Raw genomic sequence first — 21,188 nt, 5'->3', positions numbered from 1 at the left:
CTGGTACGCGGGCCGGATGAACCTGCCGATCGAAGTCGTGGAAATGCTGGGCCAGACCATGGCCAAGGTGGTGCCGGTCACGATTGCGCTGGCGCTCGTGTTCTCGCTGCTTTCGCATTTCTGGGCCTGCAATCCCGGCAAGCCGTGGTGGCGCAAGCGCGAACTCGTCACCGACGTCTGCTACTGGTTCCTAATGCCGCTATTCGCGCGCGTATTCCGCATCGGACTATTGGTGCTGGGCGCCGCTTTGCTGTTTGGAATTCACGACGCCGACGAGCTGATCGCCTTCTACGACAACGGCCACGGTCCATTGTCGAGGATGCCGTTGTGGCTGCAGGCGGTTCTGTTTCTGGTCGCGGCCGACTTCATGATGTACTGGCTGCACCGCATGTTCCACGGCGGCGGATTCTGGAAATACCACGCCATTCATCATTCGTCGGAAGATGTGGACTGGATCTCGGCGGCACGCTTTCACCCCGTTAACCTGCTGTTAGGTACCATCGGGGTCGACGTCGCGCTGCTGATAGCCGGCATTTCGCCGGGCGTGATGCTGTGGCTCGGGCCGTTCAACATCTTCCATTCGGCGTTCGTTCACGCCAACCTCAACTGGACGCTGGGGCCTTTCAAATACGTCGTGGCGACGCCGGTGTTTCACCGTTGGCATCACACCTCGCGCGAGGAGGGCGGGGACACCAACTTCGCCGGCACCTTTCCGCTCTGGGACATCCTGTTCGGGACCTTCCGAATGCCGCCGGATCGCCTGCCGGAGCAGTATGGCGTGGACGATCAGTCCTCGTTCCCGCGCGAAATCATTGGGCAACTGGCTTACCCATTCCGCAAATAGGCCGGCGGCGGATTTCTTGCCGTACGGCGGGGCCTATTTGCCGTTTGTTCATGAATTGTCGTCAGATTCACCTTGTCGGGCGCCGGTTCCGCTGCGTATCGCCATCGCCGGCTTGTTGATGCCCCGGGGTAAAGTATGTCGTTCAAGTTCCCGCGTATTCGCGCACGCGCGCGTTTTGGATTGCGTTTCCTCGCTGCAGGAATGCTGTTGTGGCCGGCCCTCGGTTTGGCCTCGCCCGATCCCGACCGAATAGCCGTCTATGTCGATCAGGCGAAGCTTGTGAAGCTTCCCGCCAAGGTCTCCACCATCGTGGTCGGAAACCCGCTGATTGCAGACGTTACGCTGCAGAGCGGCGGCATCGTCGTCGTCACCGGCAAGGGCTACGGCGCGACCAATTTCATCGCCATGGACCGCAACGGCGAGGTGCTGGTGGACCGCCAGATCCAGGTCGAAGGCCCGACCGATCAACTCGTCACCGTCTACCGCGGCGTCGAACGCGAATCCTATAGCTGCATGCCGATCTGCCAGCGCCGGGTCACCCTTGGTGATGGCGACGGCTACTTCAAGACCGCCATTGATCAGGCCGGCTCGCTCTCCAGCCAGGCCGCCGGGTCTGCGGGCAGCAAGTGAACTGAACCGATTGCGCAGGGCTCGCCGTCCCGTTCGGCGGGCGCGTCGGCGCTGGTCTTCCGGCGCGGTTAATATCCGCTTAACGGCGCAGGCCGCTCTGTCTGGATCGGACGAAACAATTCAACAATCAGTTTCGGATAGGTTTTCGCGGCAATTCCCCTCGCGTTCTGAGGTCTCTTCGATGCCGCCTTCCACAGCTTCCAAGACAAACATCCTGCGCAGGTTTGGTCGCAATCGAAGGGGCTCGGCCGCTGTCGAGTTTGCACTGGTTGCGCCGATATTCTTAGCCGTTCTGTTCGCGATCATCGAACTGGCGCTGGTGTTCTTTGCCAGCCAGATCCTCGAAACCGTGACACAGGACTCGGCGCGTCTGGTCATGACCGGCCAGGCGCAGAACGCCAAATACACCAAGGAGCAGTTCAAGGACATCGTTTGCGCCAGGCTGGTCACGATGTTCGATTGCGCGAACGGTGTCTCGATCGATGTGCGGAGCTATCCGGCGTTTGCCGGTGTGAACATCGCCGAACCGATCGATTCTGCGAAGGTCTTTATCGACGACACGAAATACTGCCCCGGCAAGGCGGACGATGTCGTCGTGGTGCGGCTGTTCTATCCATGGCCGGTGTTCGTCACCGGGCTCGGCTTCGATCTGAAGAACCTTGCCAACGGCAAGCGTCTTCTGACTGCCACCGCTGCATTCCAGAACGAGCCGTTTCCGACCCCCGGTGCTACCTGCTCATGAGCGTTTCCATGAAAACGAAAATGCCGTCGTCGATTTGGCTGTTGCGCCTGCGGCGCCACGTCGCCGCTCTGCGCAAGAACAACAGCGGTCTCGCGGCGGTCGAATTCGCCATGATCATCCCGCTCATGGCTATGCTTTTCCTTGGAACTTACGAGTTTTCCGCGGGCGTTGCCATCGATCGCAAGGTGACGATCATGGCGCGTACGCTCTCGGACCTGACGTCGCAGAACACCGAAGTCGACGACACGAAATTGACCAACTTCTTCAATGCCGGCAAGGTGATCATGACGCCTTATTCGTCGACCCCGGTGCAGGCGACGATCAGCGAACTGTATATCAATCCAGACACGCTGAAGGCGCGGGTGCAGTGGAGCAAGGGCGCCGAACCGCATTCGGACGGCAACATCATCGAGATCCCGGATGCGCTGAAGATAGGCGACACCTATCTGATCTACAGCGAGGTCAAGTACAAATACGTGCCCAGTGTCGCCTGGTTCATCAACAAGGTGAGTGGCATCACGCTGAGCGACGTCTCCTACACCCGTCCGCGCCAGGGGCTTTGCGTAAAATACAAGCCGTTGGACTGCACCAAGAAGTGAGGCGGTCGCGCCCGATCGGATGAGTGCTTCGAAAATCATCACAAAAGAAAAAGGCCGCGCCATGGGCGCGGCCTTTTGATTTATTCAGGAGCGGTCTCCGGAACGCGCATGCCCCGGAAAATCGCTTATCCGGCGGCGCGCAGATTGTCGGCCGAAGATTTGCCAGAGCGGCGATCTGCCACGATTTCGTAGGAGATCTTCTGGCCTTCACGCAACGTTCCGAGGCCGGCACGCTCGACAGCGCTGATGTGCACGAACACGTCATTGCCGCCGTCATCCGGCTGGATGAAGCCATAGCCCTTGGTAGCGTTAAACCACTTCACGGTTCCCATGCTCACTGGGGTAGTCCCTTCTCAGATAGACAAGTCGTAGCCCACCTTTCGATGGGCTGGTGAGATCGAATTTTTGGAAGGGTCGTCAGCGTCTAAACCGGCTGTACCGGTGGATAGCTAATGTCGTCCGGCCGAAAATCGATACCTAATATTATTCGATAGTAGGGTCCAAAACAATCCTGACGTGCGATTTTTTGATTCGGCCGGCCAGCCGCCCTCGATCGCGCGCGACGCGGTCGCGTCGGGCGCGATTTCGAGGGTGTTTACGATGCGTTTACCGGCGGCGGAACTGGCCGCCGCGCGGCGGCGCGCCACGCGGGGCGCCCGTCGACGGTCGCTCGTCCTTATGTCGGAAGATCAGGCGACCCTTCTCCAGATCGTATGGCGACATCTCGATCGTCACGCGATCGCCGGCCAGCGTCTTGATCCGGTTCTTCTTCATCTTGCCCGCGGTATAGGCAACAATCTCGTGTCCGGCATCGAGCTGCACGCGATAGCGCGCGTCGGGGAGGATTTCGGTCACCAGTCCTTCGAACTGGATCAGCTCTTCTTTAGCCATGGTGGTCTCCAGGTCGATCGAGGCTAGCGCTGCGGTCGGTGGCTACGGTTCGGTTGATTATTCGGACGGCTCTCGCGATGCAAGAAGGCGACGCCTTGAATGCTTTCGCTGTGGCCGGCCTGGCTCTTGCCGCCCTGCTGCGCCGGACGCGGCCCTTCATGCCGGTTCGGCTGCGGCGCATTATTACCACCACCGCGGCGGCGTCGGCGAGGGCCTTTTGAAGGCTGGCCCGCGTCATTGGACCTCACGGTGTGGGCACGTGGCGCCGAGCGTCCACCCCGGTGTTGGGCAGGCGCGGCAGGCGCGGCGTCGCTTCTGCCCGGCGTGCGGCGGTCTTCCCGCGGCAGCGCGATGCGAATTAGCCGCTCGATGTCGCGCAGATAGCCCATTTCCTCGGCGCCAGCGATCAGCGAGATCGCCACGCCTTCGGCGCCGGCACGCGCGGTGCGGCCGATGCGGTGGACATAGGTTTCGGGAACGTTGGGCAGGTCGAAATTCACGACATGGCTGATGCCGTCAACATCGATGCCGCGCGCGGCAATGTCGGTGGCGACCAAGGTGCGGATCTCGCCGGTGCGGAACGCCGCCAGCACGCGCTCGCGGTGGTTCTGTGACTTGTTGCCGTGAATGGCGTTGGCCGAGATGCCGGCCTTCTCCAGCGTCTTCACGACCTTGTCGGCGCCGTGCTTGGTGCGGGTGAAGATCAGCGCGCGGTCAACCGGTTCCTGCTTCAGAAGCTGCGCCAGCACGCCCGATTTGGCTGAGAAATCGACCTGGATGATGCGCTGGGTGATACGCTCGACAGTCGACGCCACCGGCGTCACCGCCACGCGGGCGGGGTCGCGCAGCATGGCTTCGGCGAGTTCCGCGATGTCCTTCGGCATGGTGGCCGAGAAGAACAGCGTCTGCCGCTTGATCGGCAGCTTGGCGACGACTTTGCGGATGTCGTTGATGAAGCCCATGTCGAGCATGCGGTCGGCTTCGTCGAGCACCAGGAACTCGACCTGGTTCAGCTTCAGCCCGTTGCTTTGAACGAGATCGAGCAGGCGGCCGGGGGTCGCCACCATCACTTCGACGCCCTGCATGACCGAGCGGACCTGGCGGCCCATCGGCACGCCGCCGATCGCCAAGGCCGAGGTCAGGCGGATGTGGCGGCCATAGGCGTTGAAACTGTCGAGGATCTGGCCTGACAGCTCGCGGGTCGGCGACAGCACCAGCACGCGGCAGCTCTTCGGCTGCGGCCGGATGCGGTTCTCCAGGATCCGGTGCAGGATCGGCAGCGCGAAGGCTGCGGTCTTGCCGGTGCCGGTCTGGGCGATGCCGACGACGTCACGGCCGGTCAATGCGAGGGGGATGGTCTGGGCCTGGATGGGCGTGGGCGTGTGGTAATTTTCTTCCTTGAGCGCACGCGAGATGGGATCGGCGAGGCCGAAATCCTGAAAGGAGGTCAAAAGGGTGGTTCTTTCCATTAAAAGAGGCAGGCGCCCGGCGATGTCGGCCAGGAGCGCGCGAGTGTGTCAGAGACACCCGCGTGTTTGGGGCGTCGGTTTTGCTAGCTGAAGGGGGCAAGCCAGAAACCGCAAAACGGGATCAGAACACGCGGCTCGCAAGGACCTGATGATTCTCTAGGTCACGACAGTCATATGGAGCACCTGCGCGCCGCTTTCAAGGTAAATTCGGCGCGCCACGCCAGCGCGGTTAAAAGGAACCGGTCGGTCAGATCGCGCCGTGCCGCTTGGCCAACCCAAACGACCAAATTTCGTGCAAGAAATTTAGCCAAATTGCGACATTTGCACAAAAAATGGATAGTTTGCCACCAAAGCATACATTTCTACCGCGTAATAAATAGGCAGATTTCCCGCCCGCGACTTTCGCGTAGCCGCGATTTCCAAGCGATTATAGCAGCTTATCCGACCATCGAGCGATGGCATGGTTCTTGCGATTCCTTTAACGCAGGCGGCCGTGGGGCCGTTTCGCAGCGTTCAACGCCTGCGTCAGGGAGATGACATTTCATGCTTACAAAATTGACTCACGATATAGCGACGCTGAGTCGCCGCCGCTGGCTGGCGGCCACTGCCGGCCTGGTTTTGGGTCTGGCTGCGTTCTCGAACGCCAAAGCGCAGGAGACCATCAAGGTCGGCGTCCTGCATTCGCTTTCCGGCACCATGGCCATCAGCGAAACCACGCTGAAGGACACCATTCTCTTCCTGATCGACGAGCAGAACAAGAAGGGCGGCGTGCTCGGCAAGAAGCTCGAGGCCGTCGTCGTCGACCCCGCCTCGAACTGGCCGCTGTTTGCCGAAAAGGCCCGTGAGCTGATCACCAAGGACAAGGTCTCGGTGGTGTTCGGCTGCTGGACCTCGGTGTCGCGCAAGTCCGTGCTGCCGGTGTTCAAGGAGCTGAACTCGATCCTGTTCTACCCCGTGCAGTACGAAGGCGAGGAGAGCGAGCGCAATGTGTTCTACACCGGTGCTGCGCCGAACCAGCAGGCGATCCCGGCCGTGGACTACCTGATGAAAGACGAGAAGGTGAAGCGCTGGGTGCTGGCCGGCACCGACTACGTCTATCCGCGCACCACCAACAAGATCCTCGAAGCCTACTTGAAGTCGAAGGGCGTCAAGCAGGAAGACATCATGATCAACTACACGCCGTTTGGTCATAGTGACTGGCAGACGATCGTGGCCGACATCAAGAAGTTCGGCTCGGCCGGCAAGAAGACCGCCGTGGTCTCCACCATCAACGGCGACGCCAACGTTCCCTTCTACAAGGAGCTCGGCAACCAGGGCATCAAGGCGACCGACATTCCAGTGGTCGCGTTCTCGGTCGGTGAAGAAGAACTCGCCGGCATCGACACCAAGCCGCTGCTCGGCCATCTCGCCGCCTGGAACTATTTCCAGTCGATCAAGTCGCCCGAGAACGAGAAGTTCATCAAGGCCTGGCAGGCCTACACCAAGAATCCGAAGCGCGTGACCAACGATCCGATGGAAGCGCACGTCATCGGCTTCGAGATGTGGGTGAAGGCGGTCGAGAAGGTGAAGTCGACCGATCCGGACAAGGTGATCGATGCGCTCCCCGGCATCGAAGCCAAGAACCTGACCGGCGGCACCTCCAAGATGCTGCCCAACCATCACATCACCAAGCCGGTGTTCATTGGCGAAATCAAAGCCAACGGCCAGTTCGACGTGGTGTGGAAGACCCCGGGTCTTGTCGCGGGCGACGCCTGGTCGAAGGAGCTCGAGGGCTCCAAGGACCTGATCGGCGACTGGGTCGGCAAGAAGTGCGGCAACTACAACACCAAGACCAACAAGTGCGGCGGTCAGGGCTCCTGATGTCGATCTGATCCGACAGGATCATGATCCGACTGAGTTGCAATAAAGAACTTCCAAGAGTTCTTCGAAGAGAACGACTGGAGAAGGCGGCGCTGCCGCCGCCTTCTCCCCATACTCCTGCCGGGGTCGTATTGTGTCTGCCAATTTCCTTGATCGTCTTCGCGCGCTTTTGCTCGCGATTTCTCTCGCCGTAGCCTTTGCAGCGCCGGCGCTAGCGGGTCCGTTCGAAGACGCCGTCACCAAGTTCGCCAACGACGATTTTTCCGACGCCGATGAGGCGATCGGCGCGGTTGCGACATCAGGCAATCCGCTGGCCTTTCCCATCATCAGCGCGCTGCAGGAAGGCCGCCTGTCGGCCGATCCGGATACCAAGAAGGTTTTCGTCACCGGGAGCGACGGCAAGATCATCGATGCTGCGACCGGTGCCGCCGTGGACAAGCTGCCGGACAGTGCGGCGGCGGTTCGCCTCAACAACCGCCTGCGTCGCGCCGTGGAAGCCGCACTCGGCGGCCTGACGCTGCTGTCGCCCGATCCGGCCAAGCGGATCGCGGCCGCGCAATCGGTCTTCAAGAGCCATGAGGAGAGCGCGCTGCCCGTAATCGACGGCGCCCTGGCGAAGGAGACCAACAAAGCCGTCAAGGCCGCCTTCGCGGAAGCCCGCGCCGCCATCCTGCTCTACAAGTCTGACGCGACCGAGATCGAGAAGCTCGAAGCGGTCGCCCTCGTTAAGGCGCGCGGCGATCAGGAGGCGATGGCGCTGCTGACCGGCTTGGGCAGTGACCTGCCGCCCAATGTCGCGCGTGCCGTAGCAAGCGCGATCGCCTCGATCCAGGGCAATCTGCAGATGTGGTCGATGGTGCAAAACGCCTGGTACGGCCTGTCGCTCGGGTCGGTACTGCTGCTTGCCGCGATCGGGCTCGCCATCACCTTCGGCGTCATGGGCGTCATCAACATGGCCCACGGCGAAATGGTGATGCTGGGCGCCTACACCACCTTCGTGGTGCAGGAAGTCATCCGCACCAGCTATCCTGGCCTGTTCGATTATTCGCTCCTGATCGCGGTGCCGCTGGCGTTCCTCGTTGCTGGCGCAGTCGGTGTAGCGATCGAGCGCGGCATCATCCGCTTCCTCTATGGTCGCCCGCTGGAAACGCTGCTCGCGACCTGGGGCCTGTCGCTGGTGCTGCAGCAGGCCGTGCGCACGGCGTTCGGCCCCACCAACCGCGAAGTCGGCAATCCCTCCTGGATGAGCGGCGCGTTCGAGCTCGGGCAGATCACCATCACCTATAACCGGCTCTGGATCCTCTGCTTCACGCTCGCGGTGTTCGTCATCCTGCTCGCCATGCTGCGCTACACCGCGCTCGGGCTCGAGATGCGCGCGGTGACGCAGAACCGGCGCATGGCGGCTTCGATGGGCATCGCCACCTCGCGCGTCGATGCGCTGACTTTCGGTCTTGGCTCGGGGATCGCCGGGATTGCCGGCGTGGCGCTGTCGCAGATCGACAATGTCAGCCCCAATCTCGGCCAGAGCTACATCATCGACAGCTTCATGGTCGTCGTATTCGGCGGCGTCGGTAATCTCTGGGGCACCCTGGTCGGCGCCTTCACGCTCGGCATTGCCAACAAGTTCCTGGAGCCGGTGGCGGGCGCCGTGCTCGGCAAGATCGCCATCCTGGTGCTGATCATCCTGTTCATCCAGAAACGTCCGCGCGGCCTGTTCGCGCTCAAAGGCCGGGCGGTGGAAGCATGATTCCGGTTTTCGTAATGAATGGCTATCCTGGGCGATGCCCGCTTACCTCTCCCGCTTGCGGGGGTCGAGACGAGCGAAGCTCGCTCTTAGGTCGACGCGCTCGCCAGAGCGCGGCGGGTGGGGGTGCCTGCACCGGGCGCTGGCGCTCGTGGAGAGGCCCCCACCCCAGCCCTCCCCCGCAAGCGGGAGAGGGAGCGTGCCGCCAATGACACCGCATATCCTCACACGCTCGCTCGATCGCAGCGCCACGATCTTCCTCGTCGTCGTCGCCGGCGTCGGCGTGCTGATCCCGTTGTCCAACCTGCTGCTGCCGGCGGGCTCCGCGCTGCAGGTGCCGACCTACCTAGTCGCGCTGTTCGGCAAATACGCCTGCTACGCCATTCTCGCGCTCTCGATCGATTTGATCTGGGGCTATTGCGGCATTCTCTCACTCGGCCACGGCGCGTTCTTCGCGCTCGGCGGCTACGCGATGGGCATGTACCTGATGCGCCAGATCGGCAGCCGCGGCGTCTACGGCAATCCGATTCTGCCCGACTTCATGGTGTTCCTGAACTATCCGGCGCTGCCCTGGTATTGGCACGGCTTTGATATGTTCTGGTTTGCGGCGCTGATGGTCATTCTTGTTCCGGGCCTGCTCGCGTTCTGCTTCGGCTGGCTGGCGTTCCGATCCCGCGTCACCGGCGTCTATCTCTCGATCATCACGCAGGCTATGACTTACGCGCTGCTGCTGGCGTTCTTCCGCAACGATTTCGGTTTCGGCGGCAACAACGGCCTGACCGATTTCAAGGACATCCTCGGCTTCAACGTGCAGGCCGACGGCACCCGCGCCGCTCTGTTCGCGCTGAGTTGCCTCGCGCTGATCATGGCCTTCCTGATCTGCCGGGCGGTGGTAACCTCGAAACTCGGCAAGGTCCTGATTGCAATCCGCGATGCCGAGTCGCGCACCCGCTTCCTCGGCTACCGCGTCGAATCCTACAAGCTGTTCGTATTCACGCTGTCGGCCTGCATGGCCGGCGTTGCCGGCGCGCTCTACGTGCCGCAGGTCGGCATTATCAATCCAAGCGAATTCGCGCCGGGCAATTCCATCGAGGCGGTGATCTGGGTCGCCGTCGGCGGCCGCGGCACGCTGGTGGGTGCCGCGCTCGGCGCTGTCGTCGTCAATTACGCAAAGACCTACTTCACCTCGGGCCCGCTGGCGCCGTACTGGCTGTTTATGCTGGGCGCGCTGTTCATTCTGGTGACGCTGCTGCTGCCGAAGGGTATCGTCGGCACCTTCAACGCCTGGCGGGATTCGCGGAAGGAAACGCAGGTGGCCAATGCCGAAAGCGCCGCGCTCGAAGACGGCGTCGGCGAACCGAAGCCGGCGGAGTGAGCGCATGAGTGTCATGGAGGGAAGGACCACTTCGGCGCTGCTTTATCTCGACGGCGTGCACGTCTCGTTCGACGGCTTTCACGCCATCAACAATCTCTCGCTTACTCTCGAGCCAGGCGAGATGCGCGCCATCATCGGTCCGAACGGCGCCGGCAAGACCACGATGATGGACATCATCACCGGCAAGACCAAGCCGGACGAAGGCACAGTGCTGTTCGACGGCATGATCGACCTGACGCGGCTGGATGAGACCCATATCGCCGAACTCGGCATCGGCCGCAAATTCCAGAAGCCGACGGTGTTCGAGAGCCAGACCATCGAGGACAATCTGTTGTTGGCGCTCAATGTCGACCACAGCGTCAAGGGCACGCTGTTCTGGCGCGGCAGCAACGATGAATCCGAGCGGATCGACCGCGTGCTCGAAACCATCCGCCTGACCGATGCGCGCAATCGTCTGGCAGGAAGCCTGTCACACGGCCAGAAGCAGTGGCTGGAGATCGGCATGCTGCTGGCGCAGGACCCAAAGCTACTCCTGGTCGACGAACCGGTCGCGGGCATGACCGACGTCGAAACGCATCAGACCGCCGAGCTGTTGAAGGAAATCAACAAGGAAAAGACCGTCATGGTCGTCGAGCACGACATGACCTTTGTGCGCGAACTCGGCGTCAAGGTGACCTGCCTGCACGAAGGCACCGTGCTGGCGGAGGGGACTATCGATCAGGTCTCGGCGAACGAGCGCGTGATTGAAGTGTATCTGGGAAGATAGGCGTGGAAGCAGATATGCAGTTTCGTGTCCCGGGCACAGCGCAGCATGAGCGCAGCGAAATGATGCGCTGTAGAACCGGGACCCACTCTGGATCCCGCATCTGCGGTGCATCACTGCGTGCTGCACCGCGCGCGGGATACGAGATGTGGAGGCCGCTTGTATGCTGAAGGTCGACAACATCAATCTCTACTACGGTGCAGCGCAAGCCTTGCGCGGCGTCTCGCTGTCGGCTGAACCGGGCAAGGTAACTTGCGTGCTGGGCCGCAACGGCGTCGGCAAGACCTCGCTGCTCCGCGCGATGGTCGGCCAGTATCCGATCGCGAGTGGCTCGATTACGCTTGAAGGCAACGACATCACCGGGCTGAAGCCCTACGAGCGCGCGAGGCGCGGCATCGGCTTCGTACCACAGGGACGCGAGATCTTCCCACTGTTGACGGTGGAAGAAAACTTGAAGACCGGCTTCGGACCACTCAAGCGCGAGGACCGTTATATCCCCGACGACGTGTTCTCGCTGTTTCCGGTGCTGAATACGATGCTGGGCCGGCGCGGCGGCGATCTCTCGGGTGGGCAACAGCAGCAACTCGCGATCGGCCGTGCGCTGGTGATGCGGCCGAAACTGTTGTTATTGGACGAGCCAACCGAAGGCATCCAGCCCTCGATCATCAAGGACATCGGCCGCGCCATCTCTTACCTGCGCAGCCTCGGCAACATCGCCATCGTGCTGGTCGAACAATATCTCGACTTTGCCTGTGAGCTCGGCGACAATTTTGCGGTCATGGATCGGGGCGCGGTGAAATATGCCTGCGACCGCGCCAATCTCGATCCCGCGGAGATCAGCCGCCAGATGGCGCTGTAACGTTTTCGAGCGCGGCACACACCGTTTGGGGGACGGATGCGGACCGATATCACGCGCGCGGCTTCGGCAACGTTCGCGGCCAACCGGGCCCAGGGTGCGGTGCGGTTCGGCGTGCATCTGCAGGATGGTGTCACCCGCCGCGGCGACCTGCATGAATCCGGCTCGCTCCGCGTACGTTTTCCCTCGCCCGAAGCAGAAGGGTTGTCCGGCGTGTTCGTCAACACGGCCGGCGGCATTGCCGGCGGCGACCGTTTCGACATCGACATCGGGGCCGGTGAGGGGACGCGGCTGACGCTGACGACGGCAGCGGCCGAAAAGGTCTATCGCGCCCCCGGTCCTGCCGCGCAACTCGCCATCGCCCTGAAGGCGGAAGCGGGCGCGCATCTTGCCTGGCTGCCGCAAGAAACCATCCTGTTTGATCGTGCCCGGATCATCCGCCGCATCGACATCGATCTGGCCGACGACGCCTCGCTTCTGCTCTGCGAAATCGTGGTGTTCGGCCGCGCGGCGATGGGCGAAACGATGCGGCACGGCGAGTTCGTCGACCGCTGGCGACTGCGCCGCGGCGGCAAGCTGGTGTTTGCGGAGACCATCCGGCTCGACGGCGACATCGGCGCTAAACTGGCGCGGCCGGCCGTTGCGAAAGGCGGCGTCGCCATCGGCACCGCGCTGATTGTGCCCGGCGATGAGGCAATCGTGGAGCAGATCCGCGAAGCCTCGGAAACGTTTGGCGGCGAGGTCGGCATCTCCTGCTGGAATGGATTTGCAATGGCGCGCTTCTGTGCCCAAGATGCGGCCCGGCTGCGCGCCGATATGATGACGGTGCTCGGCCGCGCCAGCGGCGTGGCGCTTCCAAGACTTTGGCTCAATTAACCGCTGCGGCTCAACTAGAGACAATCACCAGAGTGCTCGCATGAATCTTTCCCCCCGCGAAAAGGACAAGCTCTTGATCTCGATGGCGGCCATGGTGGCACGCCGCAGGCTGGAGCGCGGCGTCAAGCTCAACCACCCCGAGGCGGTCGCCATCATCTCCGACTTCATCGTCGAGGGCGCCCGCGACGGCCGCACCGTCGCCGAGCTGATGCAGGCCGGCGCCCAGGTGCTTACCCGCGCGCAGGTGATGGAGGGCATCCCCGAGATGATCCACGACATCCAGGTCGAAGCGACGTTTCCGGATGGGACCAAACTCGTCACCGTGCATGAGCCGATACGATGAGGCGCGCGGACATATCGACGTCGTCATGCCCGGGTTTGTCCCGGGCATCCACGTCTTTCTTGAATCAGATAGTAAGACGTGGATGGCCGGGACAAGCCCGGCCATGACGCAGCAAAGTTTGTGAGGTAGCATAGATGATCCCCGGCGAACGCTTCATCAAGGACGGCGAGATCGAACTCAACGCCGGCCGCAAGACGGTGACACTCACCGTCGCCAATACCGGCGATCGCCCGATCCAGGTCGGCTCGCACTACCACTTCTTCGAAACCAATCCCGCACTGAAATTCGACCGCAAAAAAGCGCGCGGCATGCGCCTCGACATCGCCGCCGGCACCGCGGTCCGGTTCGAGCCCGGCCAGACCCGCGACGTGCAACTCGTCGCGCTCGCCGGCAAGCGCACCATCTACGGCTTCCGCGGCGACGTGATGGGCAAGCTGTGATTTGCGGGAACGCGCTGTGATGAGTTGCAGTGAGGTGAGCACACTGGCTGGGCTCCCTCCCCCCTTGCGGGGAAGGGTTGGGGAGAGGGGTATGCCCCGGACTCCGTCCGGAGAGAGTCGTCGCGGTGCGAACCAAACTCGAAATGCGCTCGACAGTCTCGCTGCCGCGATTCGTCAAGCATCGGAGCAAGCGGCACCCCTCTCCCTAACCCTCTCCCGCAAGGGGAGAGGGAACCCGTCCGCCGGTGCGTCCCTGACTCGTGCCAATCACATCAGCGGTCGCCATGATGCAATGTGAGGTGAGCACACTGGTGCCGCTCCCTCCCCCTTTGCGGGGGAGGGTTGGGGGGAGGGGTATGCCACACGACGAGGTCAGCAAGACTCAGCGAGATCGCGCCAAGCGTTTACGGCGCGAGATGACGCGTGCGGAGACGTTGCTTTGGCGCCATCTCAAGGCGAAACGGCTCGCGGGTTTTGGCTTTCGCCGACAAGTTCCGATGGGCAGTTACATAGCCGATTTTGCTGCTCACTCTTGCAAGCTGGTCGTTGAACTTGACGGCGAGAGCCACGACTTTGTGGAACGCCTCCGTCACGATGAACGGCGTGACCGATGGTTTGAGGTTCGCGGCTATCGCGTACTGCGCTTCACCAATGACGAGGTCTTGAAGAACCTCGAAGGTGTCGTGCTCGCCATTGGTCTAGCAGCGGAGCAAGCGGCACCCCTCTCCCTAGCCCTCCCCCGCAAGAGGGGAGGGAACCCTTCCGCCGATGCGTCCCTGACACAAGCCGATGCATCCCCCAAGCACGCTAACGACGTCCGGGAGCTGTAATGCCATCTCCCGCAGCAGCCGCGATGCAAGGTGAGGTGCGCACACTCGTCAGACTCCCTCCCCCCTTGCGGGGGAGGGTTGGGGAGAGGGGTGGCCGCGAGTCGCCCTGCCGGCAATTGGCACGAAATTCAGATCTGAACGCTGGAGCCTGATATGTCCGTAAAAATCAAACGTAGCGTCTATGCCGACATGTTCGGGCCGACCACCGGCGACAAGGTGCGGCTGGCCGATACCGATCTCATCATCGAGGTGGAAAAGGATTTCACCACCTACGGCGAGGAGGTGAAGTTCGGCGGCGGCAAGGTGATCCGCGACGGCATGGGGCAGTCGCAGGTCACGAACCGGCAGGGCGCGGCCGATACCGTCATCACCAATGCGCTGATCGTCGATCACTGGGGCATCGTGAAAGCCGACGTTGCGATCAAGGAAGGCATGATCGCCGCCATAGGCAAGGCCGGTAATCCCGACATCCAGCCCGGCGTCACCATCGTGATTGGTCCCGGCACCGACGTCATCGCCGGCGAAGGAAAAATCCTCACCGCGGGCGGTTTCGACAGCCACATCCATTTCATCTGCCCGCAGCAGATCGAGCACGCGCTGATGTCTGGTGTCACCTCGATGCTGGGCGGCGGCACCGGCCCGTCGCACGGCACCTTTGCGACCACCTGCACGCCCGGTCCCTGGCATATGGGCCGGATGATCCAGTCGTTCGACGCCTTCCCGGTCAACCTCGGCATTTCCGGCAAGGGCAACGCGGCGCGACCCGCCGCGCTGGTCGAAATGATCAAGGCCGGCGCCTGCGCGCTGAAGCTGCATGAGGATTGGGGCACCACGCCGGCTGCGATCGATAACTGCCTCGCGGTCGCCGATGACTACGACGTCCAGGTGATGTTGCATTCGGACACGCTGAACGAATCCGGCTTCGTCGAGGACACGGTAAAAGCCTTCAAGGGCCGCACCATCCATGCTTTCCATACCGAAGGCGCCGGCGGCGGGCACGCGCCTGATATCATCAAGATCGCCGGGTTGAAAAACGTGCTGCCGTCCTCGACCAATCCGACGCGCCCCTTCACCCGCAACACCATCGACGAGCATCTGGACATGCTGATGGTGTGCCACCATCTCGATCCCTCGATTGCGGAAGACCTCGCCTTCGCCGAAAGCCGTATCCGCAAGGAGACGATCGCGGCCGAAGACATCCTGCACGATCTCGGCGCGCTCTCGATGATGTCATCGGACTCGCAGGCGATGGGCCGGCTCGGCGAAGTCATCATCCGTACCTGGCAGACCGCCGACAAGATGAAGAAGCAGCGCGGCGCGCTGCCCGAGGACAAGGGCAACGACAACGACAATTTCCGCGTCAAGCGCTACATCGCCAAATACACCATCAACCCCGCGATCGCGCATGGCGTGTCGAAACTGATCGGCTCGGTGGAGAAAGGCAAGCTCGCCGATCTCGTGCTATGGTCGCCGGCGTTCTTCGGCGTGAAACCCGATTGCATCATCAAGGGCGGCTCGATCGTGGCGGCGCCGATGGGCGATCCCAACGCCTCGATCCCGACGCCGCAGCCGGTGCATTACCAGCCGATGTTCGCCGCCTTCGGCAAGTCGCTGACGGCGTCCTCGGTGGTGTTCACCTCCAAGGCCGCGATAACTGGCGGCCTCGCGCGCAAGCTCGGCATCAGCAAGACGCTCTATCCGGTGAAAAACACCCGCGGCGGCATCTCCAAGAAGAGCATGATCCACAACAGCGCCACTCCAAAGATTGAGGTCGATGCCGAAACCTATGAGGTGCGCGCAGACGGCGAGCTTTTGACATGCGCCCCGGCCGAGGTTCTGCCCATGGCGCAGAAGTATTTCATGTTCTAAAGCGATCAGCAAAAGCATGCCCTCGGACTTGATCCGTGGGTGGGCACCGGTTTTGCGTTCGATCGCGCTTCTGGGGTAAGGTCCTTCCCGGAACCAGAACAAAAAGTCCGGGAGGATCGAGTGATCTACGTCGTTGCCACGCTGACCATCAAGCCCGAAACGCGCGCCGATTTCATCGCGGCCGCCACCGCCTGCATCAAGGAAACCCGGAAAGAACCCGGCAACATCGCCTATGACCTGCATGAGAGCGTCACCGATCCCTCAAAAATGGTGTTCGTCGAGCAGTGGGAAAATGCCGAGGCGCTGGTGCCGCATCGTGGCGCCGAGCACATGAAGACGTTCGGCCGCGTCGCCGTGAAATGCATGTCGGCGCCGCCGAAGATCGAAGTCATTACCCCCGAAAAGGTCGACATCCGCTAATCAAGAAAAACAAGGGATAGAAACTCATGATCTACGTCATCGCCACCACGCCGATGAAGCCGGAAAACAAGGACGACTTCATCAAGGGGCACAAGGCCTGTATCGCCGAAACTCTGAAAGAGAAAGGCTGCATCTCCTATGAAGGCCATGTCAGCGTGAACGATCCAAACCTGTATGTGGTGGTGGAGCGTTGGGAGACCCGCGACGACCTCAATGCACATGGCCGTGCGCCTCACATGAAGGTGTGGCGGGAATACTCCTCGCAGATGAAGACCGCGCCGACGGTGATCGAGATCATCAGCGACGGCAAGGTGGAGAAGTTTTAGTGTTCGCGTATTGCTGCGCATTCAGTGGCCTCTTGGTTCGAGACGCGCGGCGTTGCCGCGCTCCTCACCATGAGGGTCTTAGACCTCATCCTGAGGAGGCGCAGAGCGCCGTCTTGAAGGATGAAGCCCAGATGCCCGAATGCGCTTCAGGTATTTCCACATGATCCGCGCGACCAAAGTTTTGGGCCAGCATCGCTGGACGCAATCAGCCGCCGACACCATCGTGCTCGATTTCGACGACCGGCACCGGCGGCGGATGGCGATGACGGGCACGCGCGGACTCGAATTCCTGCTCGACCTGGAGAACGCGGTGGCGCTGCGCGGCGGTGACGCGCTGGTGCTGGAGGACGGCCGGCTGATCGAGGTGGTCGCGGCCGCCGAGCCCTTGATCGAGATCCGCGGCGTCGATCCCCTGCATCTGGTCCGCATCGCCTGGCATCTCGGCAACCGCCATCTGCCGACCCAGATCATGCCGAAGGGCCTGCGTATTCGCCGCGATCATGTCATCGAGGCGATGGTGAAGGGGCTGGGTGCGCGCATCATCGAAATCGAGGCGCCGTTCGATCCCGAAGGCGGGGCGTATGCGGCGAGCCAGGCACATGATCATGCTACGCATGATCATGGCCACGGTCATGACCATCATCGCCATCATGACAATCACGCGCACCATCATCACGACCATCCTCATCACGATGAACATTGCGACCACGATCATCACCACCACGATCATTCCCATGCTCATGACCACAAGTGAGCCTGCGCCCGCCGACGCGAGCAGCGGAATGAGTGCGGAGGAGTCAGCGGCGCTGTACCGGCTGATGACCTGGCTGTCGCCGTCCTTCCCGGTCGGCGCATTCTCCTATTCCAGCGGCATCGAATGGGCGGTTGAGGCCGGTGACATTACCGACGCCGCCTCGCTGCGCGACTGGCTAGCTGCGATGCTGGTTGACGGTTCCGGTTTCTGTGACGCCGTATTTCTGGCGCAGGCGCATCGCGCTGCGTCCGCGCAGGACGCCACGGCGTTGCGCGACATCGCCGAACTCGCCGCTGCCTTCGTGCCCTCGCGGGAGCGTCAGCTCGAGACGACAACGCAGGGCCGCGCCTTCATCGATATCGCGCGCGCAGCCTGGGCCTGCGACGGGCTCGACGGCATGGTTGCCGCGTGCGGCGGCGTGGTCGTCTATCCCGTCGCGGTTGGCGTCGTCAGCGCCGCCCATGCCGTTCCGCTTGCGCCGGCGATCCATGCCTTCCTGCATGCCGTGGTGTCGAACTGGATTTCCGCCGGCGCGCGGCTAGTGCCGCTCGGGCAAACGGACAGCCAGCGCATTCTCGCCGGCCTCGAAACCGATGTCGCCGCCACCGCCCGCCGCGCGCTCGCAGCTTCCCTTGACGATCTCGGCAGCGCCACTTTCCGCGCCGATCTCGCCAGCCTTCGCCACGAGACGCAGTATACGCGGCTGTTTAGGTCATGAGGCCGCAGCAAGCTGTAGCCTGGATGGAGCGAAGCGTAATCCGGGGGCGCCTCACGTTCGGATCAACTGATCCCGGATTGCGCTGCGCTCCATACGGGCTACGATCGTCCAAGCGAAACTAGAAGAGCATCGCAAATGTCAAAATCTCACGGCCCGCTCCGTATCGGCGTCGGCGGTCCTGTCGGCTCCGGCAAGACCGCGCTGATGGACCTGCTCTGCAAATCGATGCGCGAGCGCTACGACATCGCCGCCATCACCAACGACATCTACACCAAATGGGACGCGGAGTTTCTGGTCCGCTCGGGCTCGCTGACGCCGGACCGCATCGCCGGCGTCGAGACCGGCGGCTGTCCGCACACCGCGATCCGCGAGGACGCCTCGATGAATCTCGCGGCGGTCGCCGACATGCGCGCGAAATTTCCCGATCTCGATCTGGTGCTGATCGAATCCGGCGGCGACAATCTTGCCGCGACGTTTTCCCCCGAACTCGCCGATCTCACGATCTACGTGATCGATGTCGCCGCCGGCGACAAGATCCCCTCCAAGGGCGGGCCTGGCATCACCCGCTCGGACCTCCTCGTCATCAACAAGATCGACCTGGCGCCTTACGTCGGCGCGTCGCTGGAGAAGATGGAGACTGACGCCAAGCGTATGCGCGGCGAGCGGCCGTTCGTGATGACCAATTTGAAGAAGAGCGAGGGGCTCGATCGCATCATCGGCTTCATCGAGACCAAGGGCGGCCTGCGCCCGGCCGCGAAGGCCCGGTAGGGCCCAGACCTCCCTCGCCCCGTGAAGAACGGGGAGAGGGACCACAGCGAGCGCGGGATAGCCGGCCCAGCGAACAGGCGGCCGAACAAGCGGTCAGGCCAGCGGCAGGTGAGCGGCGCGTTAACATTAATGCTCGGTCCGCCGCCGCAGCCGTCGGATTTGTCCGTCCGCGCCGGAACCAAATCGACGCTGTCAGATTATCAACTTCTGGCGCCGCCAAATCAGCGTTAACGGCTGCCGTGTTGTTTGCCCGCTGCCAAGCTGTCAGTTGCGTGCTGATGATCGCTCCGTCATATTCGCCGCGCTTGGCCTTCGCGCTATTGCCATGTGTCTCTGCCCCGGCAGACCTCGAAATGCTTCCAATACGTCTTCGCCAACACGTCATTCCTGAGTAAGCGAGTGGTTCGGCTGGGCTTCATTATCGGCTTCATCGCGCTGATCGGAGTTTTGCTCTCCGGTCTCGCAGCCTATCGCGTTCACGAGCAGGAACTGGCAATCGACGGCATCGCGCTGTCGCGCGCTATCGACGTTCATGCCAGCCTGGTGCAGGACCGGCTGACCGAGCGCGAATTGCTCGCGCGCGTTGCATCCGGATTGTTCCGCTCACCTTCGGTAGTAAAGGCCAACATGCTGCAGCCGCTGCGCTCGGCGATCTATGCCTTCAAGACCGATTTCGTGAGCGCGTTCTGGATCGCGCGGCTGAAGCCGGGCGATCTGGCCGCGGCGCAGGCGGAGTTGAAGGGGGCCGGCTTCACCAACCCGACGATCAGGGATTTCGACGACAAGCCGCTGGATCTCCGGACCATCAACAAGCCGATCGACGTGCTGATGGATCTCGAGCCGCGCAGTCCGGATACGCTCGGCTTTCCCGGGCGCGCCTACGACCGCCACTCGGTGATCGGTCCGATGCTGGCGCAGGCGGCGGCAAACGGCAAGCCGCTGGCCTCGGACCCGATCCCGCTGTTGCGCCAGAACGGGCCGATCGGCCTCGTGCTGGCGTCTCCAATTCTGCTGGAGGGCAGTTCGGAGCCGGCCGGCTTCGTCACCTTTTCCTACGAGCTGGCGCCGCTGATGCTGACCGATGACGACCGCTCGCTGTTTTCGGTGGTGTTGAAGGACCCTGATGACGCCAATGACGAATATGTCGCCAACGAGCAGGGCGTCGTCACGCTGCGGGCGGTGAGGCAGGGCGATCCGCTGCCGTCGGTGGTGCGGACGGTAACGTTCGGCGGCCGCGACTGGTCGCTCGGCTACTACGCCAAGAACAACGCCGCGCAGCGTGCGCAGCAGACCGCGATCGTCGTCGCGGCCATTGGGCTGGCGCTCACCGGCATCGTCTGCGGGCTGTTCGGCTATGTCGCCTACAACAATCTGCGGCTTAGCCGCGAGATCGAGGTGCGGATCGGTTTCGAGCGGCGCTTGACCGCCGTCATCGACGAGCTCAACCACCGGGTCAAGAACATCCTCGCCGTGATCCAGTCGATCGTGACGCGCACGCTGCGCCACGGCTCCGACATGGATGTGTCGCGCGAGCTATTGATCGGCCGCATCCATGCGATGTCGAACGTGGTGACGCTGCTCAGCGAAAGCCAGTGGCAGGGCGTCAAGCTCAAGGGCCTGTTTGAGTCGCGCGCGATCCCGCATGCCGACCGTATCGTCGTCAACGGCCCGGATATCGCCGTCAGCGCGCGTGCCGCCCAGTCGCTCTCGCTGTTGTTCTTCGAGCTGGCCTCGCACTCAGACGAGGGCCTGTCGCTGGTCGGCAAGCATCCGCATATCGTCGCGAACTGGGAAGTCTCGGGCGAGGAGCCCGACACGATCTTCCATTTCCGCTGGGAAGAGTTCAACACCAGCGCAGCGACGCGGCGCGAAGACTCGGATTTCGGCCTCATCCTGCTCGACCGCGTCGCGCCCGAAGCGCTCGGCGGCACGGCAAAACGCTACTTCACCGATGTCAGCTATGTCTACGAACTCACCGCGCCGATGGTCACGGTGGTCGACATGACCGAGCGCGACCGCACGGGCGAGATTTCCGCGCCGGTACGGCCGGTAAAGTAGGTCACACTCCGTC

The 21,188-nt window shown here is 62.5% G+C and carries 23 protein-coding genes; 20 read left to right on the top strand and 3 right to left on the bottom strand.

Annotated elements, in window-relative coordinates:
* Positions 1-16 precede the first annotated feature (16 nt).
* The 4 genes from IVA95_RS14250 (at position 17) to IVA95_RS14235 (ending at position 2,815) form a co-directional block, all read left to right on the top strand.
* Complete coding sequence (locus IVA95_RS14250; protein ID WP_247511042.1) at positions 17-844, top strand: sterol desaturase family protein; 828 nt, start codon at positions 17-19, stop codon at positions 842-844.
* 201 nt (positions 845-1,045) lie between these two features.
* Positions 1,046-1,474, top strand: coding sequence for a pilus assembly protein N-terminal domain-containing protein (locus tag IVA95_RS14245; RefSeq protein ID WP_213248842.1), 429 nt, complete (start codon positions 1,046-1,048; stop codon positions 1,472-1,474).
* A gap of 181 nt (positions 1,475-1,655) precedes the next feature.
* Complete coding sequence (locus IVA95_RS14240) at positions 1,656-2,216, top strand: TadE/TadG family type IV pilus assembly protein (protein WP_213248521.1); 561 nt, start codon at positions 1,656-1,658, stop codon at positions 2,214-2,216.
* Positions 2,217-2,224: 8 nt separating this feature from the next.
* Positions 2,225-2,815, top strand: a complete 591-nt coding sequence (locus tag IVA95_RS14235) for a TadE/TadG family type IV pilus assembly protein (protein ID WP_247511041.1) — start codon at positions 2,225-2,227, stop codon at positions 2,813-2,815.
* Positions 2,816-2,940: 125 nt separating this feature from the next.
* On the opposite strand, the gene IVA95_RS14230 is transcribed toward IVA95_RS14235, so the two are convergent.
* The 3 genes from IVA95_RS14230 to IVA95_RS14220 all read right to left on the bottom strand — a co-directional run bounded on the left by IVA95_RS14230 (position 2,941) and on the right by IVA95_RS14220 (position 5,157).
* Positions 2,941-3,153, bottom strand: coding sequence for a cold-shock protein (locus IVA95_RS14230; RefSeq protein WP_002714433.1), 213 nt, complete (start codon positions 3,151-3,153; stop codon positions 2,941-2,943).
* 268 nt (positions 3,154-3,421) lie between these two features.
* The gene (infA, locus tag IVA95_RS14225) at positions 3,422-3,706 is read right to left on the bottom strand and encodes a translation initiation factor IF-1 (RefSeq protein WP_025588295.1); all 285 of its coding nucleotides are present in this window, start codon (positions 3,704-3,706) and stop codon (positions 3,422-3,424) included.
* A gap of 23 nt (positions 3,707-3,729) precedes the next feature.
* Positions 3,730-5,157, bottom strand: coding sequence for a DEAD/DEAH box helicase (locus tag IVA95_RS14220; protein WP_247511040.1), 1,428 nt, complete (start codon positions 5,155-5,157; stop codon positions 3,730-3,732).
* A 561-nt stretch (positions 5,158-5,718) separates the two neighbouring features.
* On the opposite strand from IVA95_RS14220, the gene urtA reads away from it, so the two are divergent.
* From urtA to IVA95_RS14140, 16 genes are all read left to right on the top strand, one after another.
* Complete coding sequence (gene urtA / locus IVA95_RS14215) at positions 5,719-7,035, top strand: urea ABC transporter substrate-binding protein (protein WP_247511039.1); 1,317 nt, start codon at positions 5,719-5,721, stop codon at positions 7,033-7,035.
* A gap of 133 nt (positions 7,036-7,168) precedes the next feature.
* On the top strand, positions 7,169-8,782 hold the full coding sequence (gene urtB / locus IVA95_RS14210; protein ID WP_247511038.1) for an urea ABC transporter permease subunit UrtB: 1,614 nt from the start codon (positions 7,169-7,171) through the stop codon (positions 8,780-8,782).
* Between the two features lie 205 nt (positions 8,783-8,987).
* Complete coding sequence (gene urtC / locus IVA95_RS14205; protein ID WP_247511037.1) at positions 8,988-10,154, top strand: urea ABC transporter permease subunit UrtC; 1,167 nt, start codon at positions 8,988-8,990, stop codon at positions 10,152-10,154.
* Positions 10,155-10,158: 4 nt separating this feature from the next.
* Positions 10,159-10,920: an urea ABC transporter ATP-binding protein UrtD gene (gene urtD / locus IVA95_RS14200; RefSeq protein WP_247511036.1), complete on the top strand. Its 762-nt coding sequence runs from the start codon at positions 10,159-10,161 to the stop codon at positions 10,918-10,920.
* 160 nt (positions 10,921-11,080) lie between these two features.
* The gene (urtE, locus tag IVA95_RS14195; protein ID WP_247511035.1) at positions 11,081-11,776 is read left to right on the top strand and encodes an urea ABC transporter ATP-binding subunit UrtE; all 696 of its coding nucleotides are present in this window, start codon (positions 11,081-11,083) and stop codon (positions 11,774-11,776) included.
* Between the two features lie 36 nt (positions 11,777-11,812).
* Entirely contained in the window at positions 11,813-12,649 is an 837-nt protein-coding gene (locus IVA95_RS14190) for an urease accessory protein UreD (RefSeq protein ID WP_247511034.1), read from the top strand.
* 40 nt (positions 12,650-12,689) lie between these two features.
* Positions 12,690-12,992, top strand: a complete 303-nt coding sequence (locus tag IVA95_RS14185) for an urease subunit gamma (RefSeq protein ID WP_171709680.1) — start codon at positions 12,690-12,692, stop codon at positions 12,990-12,992.
* 134 nt (positions 12,993-13,126) lie between these two features.
* Entirely contained in the window at positions 13,127-13,432 is a 306-nt protein-coding gene (locus IVA95_RS14180) for an urease subunit beta (RefSeq protein WP_247511033.1), read from the top strand.
* Between the two features lie 356 nt (positions 13,433-13,788).
* The gene (locus tag IVA95_RS14175; protein WP_247511032.1) at positions 13,789-14,262 is read left to right on the top strand and encodes a DUF559 domain-containing protein; all 474 of its coding nucleotides are present in this window, start codon (positions 13,789-13,791) and stop codon (positions 14,260-14,262) included.
* Positions 14,263-14,415: 153 nt separating this feature from the next.
* Positions 14,416-16,131 carry an urease subunit alpha gene (ureC, locus tag IVA95_RS14170; protein ID WP_247511031.1) on the top strand — a complete coding sequence of 572 codons (1,716 nt, stop codon included), beginning with the start codon at positions 14,416-14,418 and terminating at the stop codon, positions 16,129-16,131.
* A gap of 120 nt (positions 16,132-16,251) precedes the next feature.
* Positions 16,252-16,551 (top strand): putative quinol monooxygenase, encoded by a 300-nt coding sequence (locus IVA95_RS14165; protein WP_247511030.1) that lies wholly within the window; start codon positions 16,252-16,254, stop codon positions 16,549-16,551.
* 26 nt (positions 16,552-16,577) lie between these two features.
* Positions 16,578-16,877 (top strand): putative quinol monooxygenase, encoded by a 300-nt coding sequence (locus IVA95_RS14160; RefSeq protein WP_213248496.1) that lies wholly within the window; start codon positions 16,578-16,580, stop codon positions 16,875-16,877.
* Positions 16,878-17,037: 160 nt separating this feature from the next.
* Positions 17,038-17,631: an urease accessory protein UreE gene (locus IVA95_RS14155; protein WP_247511089.1), complete on the top strand. Its 594-nt coding sequence runs from the start codon at positions 17,038-17,040 to the stop codon at positions 17,629-17,631.
* Positions 17,612-18,349: an urease accessory protein UreF gene (locus IVA95_RS14150; RefSeq protein ID WP_247511088.1), complete on the top strand. Its 738-nt coding sequence runs from the start codon at positions 17,612-17,614 to the stop codon at positions 18,347-18,349. The genes IVA95_RS14155 and IVA95_RS14150 overlap by 20 nt, the downstream gene beginning before the upstream one ends.
* 135 nt (positions 18,350-18,484) lie before the next feature.
* Complete coding sequence (gene ureG, locus IVA95_RS14145; RefSeq protein ID WP_213248494.1) at positions 18,485-19,117, top strand: urease accessory protein UreG; 633 nt, start codon at positions 18,485-18,487, stop codon at positions 19,115-19,117.
* Between the two features lie 399 nt (positions 19,118-19,516).
* Entirely contained in the window at positions 19,517-21,175 is a 1,659-nt protein-coding gene (locus tag IVA95_RS14140) for an HWE histidine kinase domain-containing protein (RefSeq protein WP_247511029.1), read from the top strand.
* Positions 21,176-21,188 lie beyond the last annotated feature (13 nt).

The organism is Bradyrhizobium sp. 157, from assembly GCF_023073815.1.
GTDB lineage: Bacteria > Pseudomonadota > Alphaproteobacteria > Rhizobiales > Xanthobacteraceae > Bradyrhizobium.
Note: the sequence above shows the minus strand (reverse complement) of the source record. Positions and strands in the feature narration are given on the sequence as shown.